Origin of the sequence: Archangium violaceum, assembly GCF_016859125.1 — a bacterium.
GTDB lineage: Bacteria > Myxococcota > Myxococcia > Myxococcales > Myxococcaceae > Archangium > Archangium violaceum_A.
This window is the reverse complement of sequence record NZ_CP069338.1, coordinates 9,121,456-9,132,820: the sequence shown is the minus strand read 5'-3', so window position 1 is coordinate 9,132,820 and position 11,365 is coordinate 9,121,456. Positions and strand designations below refer to the sequence as shown.

12 protein-coding genes are annotated in these 11,365 nt (G+C 70.0%); all 12 read left to right on the top strand.

Going from position 1 to position 11,365, the window contains the following annotated elements; all coding sequences use genetic code 11:
* The first annotated feature begins 300 nt into the window (after positions 1-300).
* The 12 genes from JQX13_RS38725 (at position 301) to JQX13_RS38670 (ending at position 11,361) form a co-directional block, all read left to right on the top strand.
* A complete protein-coding gene (locus tag JQX13_RS38725; protein WP_203404442.1) occupies positions 301-834 on the top strand; it encodes a hypothetical protein in 534 nt (177 codons plus the stop codon).
* The gene (locus JQX13_RS38720) at positions 831-1,841 is read left to right on the top strand and encodes a M28 family peptidase (RefSeq protein WP_203404441.1); all 1,011 of its coding nucleotides are present in this window, start codon (positions 831-833) and stop codon (positions 1,839-1,841) included. Before JQX13_RS38725 ends, JQX13_RS38720 begins: the two co-directional genes overlap by 4 nt.
* Positions 1,838-2,359, top strand: a complete 522-nt coding sequence (locus tag JQX13_RS38715; protein ID WP_203404440.1) for a hypothetical protein — start codon at positions 1,838-1,840, stop codon at positions 2,357-2,359. Before JQX13_RS38720 ends, JQX13_RS38715 begins: the two co-directional genes overlap by 4 nt.
* Positions 2,360-2,959: 600 nt before the next feature.
* Positions 2,960-3,400, top strand: coding sequence for a type VI immunity family protein (locus JQX13_RS54760; protein ID WP_239014112.1), 441 nt, complete (start codon positions 2,960-2,962; stop codon positions 3,398-3,400).
* Positions 3,401-3,591: 191 nt separating this feature from the next.
* Entirely contained in the window at positions 3,592-3,924 is a 333-nt protein-coding gene (locus JQX13_RS38705) for a hypothetical protein (protein ID WP_203404439.1), read from the top strand.
* The gene (locus JQX13_RS54755; protein ID WP_239014111.1) at positions 3,899-4,597 is read left to right on the top strand and encodes a hypothetical protein; all 699 of its coding nucleotides are present in this window, start codon (positions 3,899-3,901) and stop codon (positions 4,595-4,597) included. The genes JQX13_RS38705 and JQX13_RS54755 overlap by 26 nt, the downstream gene beginning before the upstream one ends.
* A 268-nt stretch (positions 4,598-4,865) precedes the next feature.
* The gene (locus JQX13_RS38695; RefSeq protein WP_203404438.1) at positions 4,866-6,071 is read left to right on the top strand and encodes a glycosyltransferase; all 1,206 of its coding nucleotides are present in this window, start codon (positions 4,866-4,868) and stop codon (positions 6,069-6,071) included.
* Positions 6,072-6,089: 18 nt separating this feature from the next.
* Positions 6,090-7,307 (top strand): glycosyltransferase, encoded by a 1,218-nt coding sequence (locus tag JQX13_RS38690; RefSeq protein ID WP_203404437.1) that lies wholly within the window; start codon positions 6,090-6,092, stop codon positions 7,305-7,307.
* 131 nt (positions 7,308-7,438) lie between these two features.
* Positions 7,439-7,639, top strand: coding sequence for a mersacidin/lichenicidin family type 2 lantibiotic (locus tag JQX13_RS38685; RefSeq protein ID WP_203404436.1), 201 nt, complete (start codon positions 7,439-7,441; stop codon positions 7,637-7,639).
* A 150-nt stretch (positions 7,640-7,789) separates the two neighbouring features.
* A complete protein-coding gene (locus JQX13_RS38680) occupies positions 7,790-8,011 on the top strand; it encodes a hypothetical protein (RefSeq protein ID WP_203404435.1) in 222 nt (73 codons plus the stop codon).
* Positions 7,998-10,250 (top strand): peptidase domain-containing ABC transporter, encoded by a 2,253-nt coding sequence (locus tag JQX13_RS38675; protein ID WP_203404434.1) that lies wholly within the window; start codon positions 7,998-8,000, stop codon positions 10,248-10,250. Before JQX13_RS38680 ends, JQX13_RS38675 begins: the two co-directional genes overlap by 14 nt.
* Before the next feature lie 25 nt (positions 10,251-10,275).
* Positions 10,276-11,361, top strand: a complete 1,086-nt coding sequence (locus JQX13_RS38670) for a hypothetical protein (RefSeq protein WP_203404433.1) — start codon at positions 10,276-10,278, stop codon at positions 11,359-11,361.
* Positions 11,362-11,365: the final 4 nt, after the last annotated feature.

Here is an 11,365-nt window from a genome sequence, read left to right as displayed (position 1 = left end):
GAAAGTGACATCCTTGGGAAGACAGACAGCGCGTGCGGAATCATCTCGCGACAGCAATGGCATTCGACCTCACGAGCGGAGCTCAGAGGGCGCACATGGCCATGCGTGGAACCACACGACCACCGGGGCCGGGCAGTTCGACATACCCATCTGCCCCCTGTGTCGGCCGTTACATTAAACATGATGCCCTCTGAATTCCAACACTCCTGATTCAAAACCATGACCTCCCCCTTCACTGGCAGAGAAGGGCGAGAAGAGGTGCACATCCCCAGACAAAGCGTGAGATAGAGTCGCGCACCTATGCGCCATTGGTTGATGCTCGCCGCAGTGCTCCTTCCAGGGCTGGCCGCGGCCTCCGGACAGGAGCTGTCCCTCGGGGGAACCCTGTTCTCCGCGAGTGGTCTCTCCCTCGCACTACCTTCCCGCCCGGGCCTCGAGGCGGCCTATGCGTATGAGTTTGACGCATGGCGCCTCGGGGGCGGTGTGCGCTGGGGGATCACAGACACCAGCAAGCTCCCGCTCGAACTCTACGTGCGTGCCCAGCTCTCCGCCGGGCAGGGCGTCTGGAGGCCGCTGGTGGGCCCGGAGTTGGGCCTCTCGGGATTGACCGTCGTGACCCAACCCCGCAGCGGCCTCCCCGACGACTATCCCAAGACCCGGGCCGAGCGGTTCGGGCCCGCCTACATCGCCATCCACGCGGCGCCCCTGCGCTTCGCCTTCAACCATTTCACTGTGAGTGCCCTGGAGCTTCACTGGGGCACCCTCCTCTCGCCCATGCCCGGCTCCATGCTGCGTCTGCAGTTCGGCCTCGTCCGTCTGGGGGTGATGCTGTGAGAGCCCTGTTCGCCGCCCTCCTCTTCCTCGCCGTGAGCTCCTGCACCTCGCGGTCCCCCGTCGACGACGCCGCCGTCACCCGCGTGGGGACCTTCGCCGCCGACGTGGAGAAGGACCGCCTGATGTCGGACGTGAAGGCACTCGAGAAGGCCCATCTCGAGGACACCCCGATCGACTGCTCCGTCCTGGATCTCGAGAAGATCAACACGGAGCACTCCCCGGTGTGCCACCTCACCCGCGAGAAGGCTCGCCAGTTCGTGCGCGAGCGCTTCGAGGCGCTCGGGTACACCGTCACCACGCAGGACACGGAGGATCCGCACTTCCCCACCAGCAACCTCATCGCCGAGCTGCGCGGCACCGAGCGCCCCGGTGAGGTGGTGGTGATTGGCGCCCACTACGACGCCTACTTCTCGGGAGCGGACGACAACAGCTCTGGCGTGGCCGCCATGCTGGAGATGGCGCGACTGGCCGCGGGCAAGCGCTTCGCGCGCACGGTGCGCTTCGTGGGCTTCGACCTGGAGGAGCTCGGCGTGGTGGGCAGCACGCGTTACGTGCACTCGCTCCCGGGGGAGACGATCATCGCCTCCATCGTCTTCGACTGTATCGGTTACCGGGATGCGCGCCCTGGCACCCAGCAGCAGCTGCCCGGCTTCCCCATTCCCACCACGGGGGACTTCATCGCCGCCATCGCCAACGAGCAGTCCCGCCCGCGCCTGGAGGAGCTCCACATCCTGGGCAACCGGCTGGGCTTCGTCCCCGTGCGAGGCGCGATGATGCCGATCGACGGCTCCGGCGCCTTCGCGGGCAACCTCATGCGCAGCGACCATGGCCCCTTCTGGCTGGCCGGGCAGAGCGCGCTGTTCCTCACCGACACCGCCAACTTCCGCAATCCCCACTACCACACGGAGAAGGACGTGCCCTCCACGCTCGACCCGGACTTCCTCGCGGGAGTCACCCGGCTGTCCGCCGCCGGGCTCGCCTTCTGGGCGGAGGGTCCCCAGCCATGACTCCGACGACACTCCTCCTGCTCTCCACGCTGGCCACCGCGCCGAACGGGGAGACAGTACCCCCGAGGCACCAACTCTCGCTGTACGCCCACTCGGGGGCGACGGTGTACCTCTCTTCGAAGCGCACCCAGGGCGGCGTGGGAGGCGGATTCGGCCTGCGTGACACGGTGGATGGCCGATGGCTGCTCCAGGTGGACGCGAGCGGCCTCACGGGCCTGGGCTCGGTGCTCGCGGTGCGAGTGGGTGCGGGCATGCAGCGCCAGGGGTGGTGGTCTCCCGCCGCGTTGGTGAATCTCACCGGCCTGTTCGGAGACAGGATCGACTTCCTCACGCCCGAGCATGTGCGGCCCGTGCAGGGGCCATCCCTGGGGCTCGGACTGACGCTGGCCCCCGCGCGCTTCGACCTGGGGCGCACGCAGGTGTCCGTGTTGGAAGTGGGCGTGGGGGTGGGCACGGACAGGCCCGGACTGGGACTGTTCTACGGGCTCACCCTGCTCGAGGTGGGTGTGGCACTCTGAGGCCCGTGCCTCCCGTCCAACACCAAAATCTCCTGGCACTGAGACCCAACTGGGGGGTTACCAGCAGCTCACCAGGAGATGCCCTGTAGCGCTCATCACCCCCGGCGGACTCTGGCAGTTTGGCATTGAATGATGACTGGCCACTACCCCCGCCTTCGCCTTCGCGGCATTCCCCCGGGCCATTGGAAGCTCTACGACGGAGAGCCGCCTCGCCCGCGACGAGAATTGCTCGCACGAGAGGTGGTCCGTGTCGCTTTCCACATGCCACACGATCATCCTGACCTCTCCCGTGGGGTCAGCCACGCCATCGACAGTTATATAATTGCGGTTGGCCAGGGGCCCAGGACCATCAACTCCGTTCACTTCTCACATGACGAAGGCTCCCGCCTGACGGAGGAGCGGTGGACCTGGGTGAGCCGCCTTCTACAGGCCACGAAGCGGTGATCCTTCCCCGAGGACTACGATTCTTCTGAGCGGAGGGAAATCGAGAAGCGAGGCTTTGAACGAGGGCTCCTCTTCACCGGGGGCATCGACAACCCCAATGGCTACCAACTCGAGTACCGGGCTCGCATTCCCTGGAGCAATCCCCCCGAACATTCGGTGAGCCTGCTGACCGCGATACTTCCCACCGAATATCTCGAAGAGCACGGGCCTGCGCGGGTGCGCGAGTTGGCTCTCGACATGGCGTCCAAGCTCCCCTTCGCCTCTGGGGCACGCTGGCTCAACTTCTTCGGCCCGCCCCTCCTCGCTCGGCTCGGCGGCGCCATGGCCCTCCGTTCTCGGCTGCGCTCAGCCGAGACGATGCTGGAGGAACTCGTCAATGAGCGCGTCATTGTCTCTCTTGGAGAAGGACCGGAGGCGGGAGACCTGACCACCGAGAAGACCCTTCCCGCGTACCGCGAGCTCGCCCAGGTGCTGGAGCCCTGGCTCGAGCCGCTTTTCCTCTCACGAACCACGGTGTCCGCTGCGCCACCCCGGTACACGTCACTTCGCCTCACCGAGAACGAGGCTCGGCGCTGGTGCAGACGCTTCCTCGACTGAGCATCTCTCACGAGCGCCCTCCCCCAGAGGGGCCCCCGGTTCCGCTCGGGGTGCTCAGGGGAGTATCCATCCATGCGCGCAAGCATGTCTCCGGCCAGGAACACCCTGTACGAGCTCGGGCTCGCCCTGGCCATGGGCGGAACGTACTTCGGGAAGTTTCACCTGGACCGAGCACCAGCGTCCTGGCGGTGGTGCTCAACTCCCTCAGCGCCGCCCTGCTCCTGCGAGAGGCGCATGGCACCGCCATCCCCGTGGAGACCGGACTCACGGCCGCATCGGAAGCGACGCCTCGCATGGTGTGGCTACAACACTCCATGACGGTGACGAGCTTCATCCACCTGGCGGCCACGGCGGCCCGCCCTGGGAATGTCCACGGTGTTGGCGGGCTCGAGGGCAACGCCAGGGATTGCAATGGGGTGGCCGTGACGGTCCGCCTCACGGATGATCCAAAGGACGGGAGCTGTAGTAGCCTGCGGCGCCTCAAGGAGGGCTCGCCAGGTGCTCAACGGTCTTCGGTGGTTTGAATCGGTATTCGATACGCTGCGGGGCTACGTCCTGGGCAAGCCGCCCGAAACGCCCCGTCGCTCGCTGTATGACGCTCCCCCGTCCGTGCCGAACGGATATGTGCACGAGCCCCCCGAGCCAGCCGTGTCGATCTCGATCCATCCCCAGCCCGCCACGGGTCGTATGGAGGTACGGCCAGCGGAGATCCGGCGCGAGGCACCCAGGACCGGGGCTCGGAAGGCCGCGCGCGCGAAGAAGGCCGCCACGCCGAAGAAGAAGGCCGAGCCCACCGCCACGCGGAAGGCGGCCTCTGGGAGCCGCAAGAAGGCCCCGGTGGAGAAGGCGGCCAGCCCGGCGCGGACTCCGGCCGAGGAGCCGGGGGATGCCGTGGGGGCGCTGGTGGACGCGCTCCGGGCACACCCCAAGCAGGAGGAGCTGGTGGAGGCCGGGAAACAGAAGGATCAGCTCCTGCGCTCGCTCATTCCGCTCTACCTCGCGCGAGCCCTGGACGTGGAGGTGACATCGGGGACGACCTCGCGCTTCTGGGGTGAGCTCGGCGTGACGTACGCCGCCCCGAACGCGGCCAAGGCGCTGCGCCTGCACACCGGCTTCGCGCAGGACACGAAGAAGGGAAAGGCGATCACCTCCAAGGGCATCAAGTACGTCGAATCGGCGCTGGCCCAGATCCGCTGACGTCTGGGCCGAGCATTCGGGTGCCCATGACGAAGCCCGTGGGCGGCACGCGGTGGTGTGCCGCCCGATTAGCGTACATGCCGCATGGAATCGAGGCGGATGGGCTCGAGCACGTCTGGCAGGAGGAACTGAAGCGATGCCCACCATCCTCGTACGAGGGGACCTTTTCCGGGAGGACTACGTGCCTGGCACGGTGGCCGAGTTGCCCTGAGCCCCCATCCGCATCCCATCGGGTTTGGATTAGACTGGCGGGGTCCTGGAGGCGCGCGTGCGCTACCTGTTCTGCTCGCTTGACAGTCCCGGCTTCCTCTTCCCGGCCCTCGCCATCGCACGCGAGCTGCGGCGGCGCTCACACGAGGTGGCCTTCGTCACCGGCCAGACCTTCGCGAGCTTCGTGCGGGACTCCGGCTTCGAGCGCATTCCCCGGGGCGAGCAGGACGGGAAGAGCTTCCAGATCGAGACCTTCGCCCAGCCGGCGGAGATGGTGAGGCAGGCCCGGCACGTGGAGTACGCGCTCGGGCGCTTCCACCCGGACGTGCTCGTGGGCCAGCAACTCGCGCTCGGGCCGCTCCTCGCCGCGGAGCGCCAGGGCCTGCCCGTGGCGAGCCTGGGCCTGGCCTCGTACATCTTCCCCGTCAGGGACGGGCCTCCGGGACCGGAGCCGCTCGATCGGCGCGCCGCCTCCCTGCATGACGGACTGCTGGCCCGCTACAACGAAGCACGCGCCGCCGTTGGCCTGCCCTCCTCCACTCCGCCCTATCGCGAGACGCCCCTCATCGGAGAGCTGCTGCTGCTGCGCACGGTGCCGGAGCTCGAGGGGAACGTGGAGGCCCTGCCAGAGCGCGTGCGCATGGTGGGAGACTGCCTCTGGGAGCCGCCGGAGGCGCCGCCCGATCCCGAGCTGGAGCGGTGGTTGGAGGACGCGGTGGCCTCCGGCCAACCCCTCTTCTACGTGCAGCCGGCGAGGGACCTGGAGTTCTGCGACTTCTGGCCCCTGGTGGTGGAGGCCCTGAAGGAACTGCCCGTGCGGGTGGTGGCGGCCATCCGCAGGCCGGGCATCGAGGAGGAGACGTTCCCGCCCCACTTCCTCGTCCGCCGCCACGTGCCGCAGTCCGCCATCCTGCGCCGGGCCCGCGGCATCATCGCCAGCGGGACCACGACGGTGGTGCTCGGGGCCCTCACCCACGGGTTGCCCGCCCTGCTCATCGTCGCCGGAGGAGAGCAGTACTCCACCGCCGAGCGCTGCCGGCGCGCCGGTGCCGCCCTCAACCTCCTGCGCCGCACCGACGGCGATCTCACGCCCCAGTCCATCCGCGCGGCCGTGGAGGAGCTGCTCGCGACGCCCGGGCTCGCCGGGAACGCCCGGCGGCTCCAGGAGGCCCTGGCCCGGGTGGACGGGCCCGCTCGCGCCGCGGATCTGCTGGAGGAGCTCGGCCGCCAACGCCAGCGTCCGCCTCGTGTCGCCGCCTCGTGAGCCCACCCGGAGGCGCCCTTGCGTTACCTCTTCTGCTGCATGGACCGGGTGGGGGACATCCACGCGGCCCTCGCCATCGCCCGCGCGCTGCGTGAGCGCGGGCACTCGGTGGCCTTCGTCACCGGCCCTCCCCTCGCCCCGCTCCTGCGGCGTGAGGGCTTCGAGCGGCTGACCCGCGGCGAGCGGGATGGCCCGAGCTTCGAGACGGCCACCTGCGCGAACCCGATGGAGATGGTGCGGCAGGTGCGGCACATCGAGTCCGCGCTGGCGCGCTTCCCGGCGGACGTGCTGGTGGGCCAGCAGCTGGCCTTCGGAGTCCCCCTGGCCGCCGAGCGCCAGCACCTCCCGTTGGGCGTGGTGGGACAGATGGCCTACTTCTTCCCCCGCGCGGAGCCTCCGCCACCCGGGCAGCGCGACGCCGCCACCGAGCACGCCGTGCGGCTCTACGAGGGGCTCCTGCCCCACTACGCCGCCGCGCGCCAGACGTGTGGTCTGCCCCGCGAGGACCGGGCTCCCCAGGACACCTCGCTCATCGGCGAGTTGCTGCTGCTGCGCACCGTGCCCGAGCTGGAAGGAGACGTGGGCTCGCTGCCGGCGCGCGTACACCTGGTGGGAGACTGCCTCGGACTGCCCCGCGAGGAGCCCGACGCGGCGCTGCGCGACTGGCTGGACGAGGCCGCCGCCAGCAACCTTCCCGTCCTCCTCGCCCGCCTCGGCGGTGACACCCTGCCTCCGTCCACCTGGCCCGCCTTCGTCGAGGCCCTTCGGGACGAGCCCGTCCGGGTGCTCGCCCTCGCGCCACGGGCCTCGGCACGCACCGCTCCCGAGCACTTCCTGGTGCGCTCCCACGTCCCCGAGTCCTTCGTTCTCGAGCGGGCGCGGGCGGTGGTGACGCAGCCCACCTCCACCGCCGCGCTCGGCGCGCTCACCCACGGGTGCCCCGCGCTGCTGCTCCTCCACGAGGAGACACAGCTCGCCCTGGAGTACCCCGCCGTGGCCGAGGCCTGCGTCCGCACGGGTGCCGCCCGGAGTCTCGCCCTTCCCTCCTCCGGCTCCGATCCCCTCCGGCTCCGGGAAGCCCTGCGCTCCCTGCTGGAGGATCCGGCTCCGCGCGCCCAGGCCCAACGCCTCCAGCGGGCCCTCTCGGCTTTCGGCGGCCCCGCCCACGCCGCGGCCCTGCTCGAGCGGCTGGGCAACCCCGACGGACCTTTCCAGTCTCCCGGTTCTAACCGGTAAAACATGCCGGACGAGATTTCAGCCGTACTCGCAATTGACAGCTAAACAACAATTAAGTACTGTTTTCTTGGTTGTGAAGAACAGCTCATCCCCGAGCTGAAGCCCACACCGTCAACAGGGAGGCAGCCCCCATGTCGAAGAACGTGATCCGTGCGTGGAAGGACGAGGAGTTCCGCAACGAGCTGAGCGAGTCGGAGCGGGAGATGATCCCCGAGAATCCGGCCGGCATGATGGAGCTGACCGACGAGGCCCTCGACGTGCTCGTGGGCGGTAACGCCGCCGCCAGCTGCGACTGGTGCAGCTGCGTCGCCGCCGAGGAGGCCGCCGAGTAGGCGAGATGCCCTCCTCCGTACGCTGGCGGCCTGTTGAGGTGGTCGCCGCGGGCGGATGATGCTTCGGGCGGGGCGCGCTTCAACGCCCCGCCTTTTTTTTGCCTTCCGGGAGCACTCCCGGAGCCACAGCGAGAGGACTGGCTCGTGCCCGTGACGCCATCGCCCCCGTCGCTCCCTTCTCCTGGCGCGAAACCCGCGCGGCGGGAGCGGGCCGTACTGGAGCTTCCGCGATTCGTCTCGCCCCGGGGCTTCACCCTGCTGTGGTGCGTGCTCGGGCTGGTGCTCGCCGTGGGTGCGCTGGCGGTTGGATACCTGGCGGACGGAGTGCTCGCGCTCCAGGAGGAAGAGGGGGTGGCCGATGAGCGGCGGTGATCAGACTCCGGCCGGGCGCGCGGCCCCACCCGCTCCGAAGCAGCGGACCCGGAGGAGCCTCTTCCGGCGCCGGGTGCCCGTCATCCTGCAGATGACCGCCACCGAGTGCAGCGCCGCCTGTCTGGCCATGGTGCTGGGCTACCACGGCCGCAACACCACCCTCAACGAGTGCCGGGAGCTCTTCGATTCGGGGCGGGATGGAACCACGGCCCGGCGGATCCTCGAGGCGGCGAGGCAGCATGGGTTGAGCACCAAGGCCTTCGCCATCAAGCCGGAGCACTTCGCCCAGGTGCCCCTGCCGGCCATCGTCTACTGGAACGCCAACCACTACGTGGTGGTGGAGCGTTGGTCCCCCTCCCACGTGGACATCGTGGATCCCGCGGTGGGCCGGCGGCGCCTCGGGGCCGAGGCATTCGCGCGGAGCCTGAGCGGCGTGGTCCTCACCTTCGAACCCGGGCCCGGTTTCGAGCAGCGGCGCGCGCCGCCCCCGACGTGGCCCGCCCACCTGGCGAGGTTGGTGGGGACGAAGCTGCTGGGTGGGGTGCTGGCGCAGCTGCTCGGGGTGTCCCTGGTGCTGCAGGGGCTGGGGCTGGCGCTGCCGCTGGCCACGAAGCTCGTGGTGGACAGGCTGCTGCCGGGCCCGACGGACGATCTGCTCACCCTGTTCGGTCTGGGCATCGGGGTGCTGGTGCTGACGCAGCTCGTGGCGGCCTGGCTGCGCTCGATGCTGACGGTGTACCTCTACGCGCGGTTGGATCAGCGGATGATGCTCGGCCTGTTCGAGCACCTGGTGGCGCTGCCGCTGCGCTACTTCCAGCAGCGCACCATCGGCGACCTGATGGCGCGCCTGGGCAGCAACGTGATCATCCGCGAGGCGATGGCGGGCCGCGCGCTCTCGGTGGTGCTCGATGGAGGGCTGGTGCTGGTGTACCTGGCCCTGCTGCTGGCGCGCGCGCCGCTCTTCGGCGCCGCGGTGGCCGGGCTGGGCCTGCTGCAGGTGCTCCTGGTGGTGACCACCAGCACGCGGCGGCACGCGCTGATGCAGCAGTTCCTCGCCACCCAGGGCGAGGCGCAGGGCTACCTCACCGAGTCGATCACCGGCATCGCCACGCTGAAGGCCTCGGGAGGTGAGGCGCGCGCGATGGAGCACTGGACGGACGTCTTCACCCAGCACCTCAACGTCTCCGTGCGGCGCAGCCACCTGGCGGCCGGGCTGGAAGTGGCCCAGCTCACGCTGCGCACGTTGGGCCCGCTCGCGCTGCTGTGGCTGGGCGCGCGGATGGTGATGGCGGGGCAGATGACGCTGGGCACGATGCTCGGCCTGCACGCGCTGGCCGCCGCCTGCCTGCTGCCCCTGGCCTCGCTGGTGGCCACCGTGCAGCAGCTCCAATCCGTGGGAGCCAACCTGGAGCGGCTGGTGGATGTCTTCGACGCGGCGCCGGAGCAGGACGTCTCCCGGGTGCGGCCTGCCCCCCGGCTCACGGGGCGGCTGGAGCTGCGCCACGTGAGCTTCCGCTACAACCGCCACTCCCCGTGGGTGCTGCGCGACGTCTCCCTCTCCATCGAGCCCGGGCAGAAGGTGGCCCTGGTGGGGCGCACCGGCTCCGGGAAGACGACGCTGGGGACACTGCTGCTGGGGCTGCACGAGCCCACCGAGGGAGACATCCTCTACGACGGCCAGCCCCTGCGCGAGCTGGACTACCGCTCGCTGCGCGCGCAGTTCGGCGCGGTGCTGCAGGAGCCCTTCCTCTTCACCGGCTCCATCCGGGACAACATCGCCTTCAACACCCCGGACGCCTCGCTGGAAGAGGTGCAGCAGGCGGCGCGGCTGGCGGCCCTGCACGACGAGCTCTCCCGCCTGCCCATGGGCTACGAGACGAAGGTGACGGCCGGGGGCACCAACTTCTCCGGAGGCCAGCGTCAGCGGATGGCCCTGGCGCGCGCCCTCTGCCAGCGCCCCACCGTGCTGCTGCTGGACGAGGCCACCAGCCACCTGGACGTGGTGACGGAGCGGCAGGTGGACGCGCACCTGGACGAGCTGCGCTGCACCCGCGTCGTCATCGCGCACCGGATGAGCACCGTGCGCAGCGCGGACCTCATCCTGGTGCTGCACGAGGGCTCCATCGTCGAGCGTGGCACGCACGAGGAATTGCTGGCGCTCGGTGGCCACTACGCCGCGCTGGTGGATGGACAGTTGGTGGAAGCGCCCGCGCCCGGAGCGCGGCGCCAGGTGGGATGAGCCGCGCACACGGGGAGGACGCGCCATGAAGTACACCATGCTGGACTACTTGAAGGTGGCCGAGCCGCACCTGCCGCCCGAGCTCGTCTCCCCCGAGGCGTTCGCGGACATCGCCCCCATCGCGCGGGCGCTGCCTCCGTGCAGCGGCTCCGGCTTCGAGTGCCGGCTGGGCGAGCCCGACGCCCGGGCGGACTTCCTGGTGCGCGTGCAGACACATGACGGAACCCGAGGAGCCTTCGCCGGGCGCAATCCGGACGTGCGGCCCCCGGCCGAGCTCCTGGAGAACCCGGTGTGGCGGCGCGTCTTCGACTTCTGCGCGCGCTGGGCCACCCCGGAGGATGCACTGCACGCGGACGTGGAGGACTTCTGGCTGGAGTTCGACGTGATTGGCCGGCTCCCCACCGCGCCCACGCCCGCCATCTTCTTCGGACCGCGGCAGGAGCAGCCGGAGCCGTTGGGCCTCGTCGCCCTGGCCACCGGGGTGATGCGCGGGGAGCCCGGCCCCGCAACGGTGCGCGGCAGCGTGCGCCGCTGCTACGAGGCCCTGCCTCCCGGGGGCTCCGTCTACCAGGTGGGGATGATGCTCTCGCGGCCCATCGACGCGCTGCGGCTGTGCGTGCGGGGAATCCCCACGTCCGGGCTCACGCGCTACCTCCAGGAGATCGGCTGGGACGGGCCCGTGGGCGAGCTGGACGCGCTGCTGTCCTCGCTGGCGCCGCACACCGACCGCATCTGCCTGGCGTTGGACGTGGGCGAGCGCGTGTACCCGAAGCTGGGCCTGGAGTGCTACGTGGACGCCCTCACGCTGGGTGGCTTCAAGGAGCGGTGGAAGCCGCTGCTGGAGCACCTCGTCGGGCGGGGACTGTGCCGGCCGGAGAAGCGCGACGCCCTGCTCTCGTGGATGGGGCTGTCCGACCACCGCACGGAGCGCGAGCGCTGGCCGCCCAACCTCGTCCGGGGCGCCGAGGCGCAGGGGCCGGGCGCGGTGAGCCTCTTCATGCGCTACCTCAACCACGTGAAGCTCGTCTTCCAACCGGGTGCCCCCCTGGAAGCCAAGGCCTACCCGGGCCTCAAGCACCTCTGGGGCCGCGCCCAGGCCAGCGCCTCCTGACTCC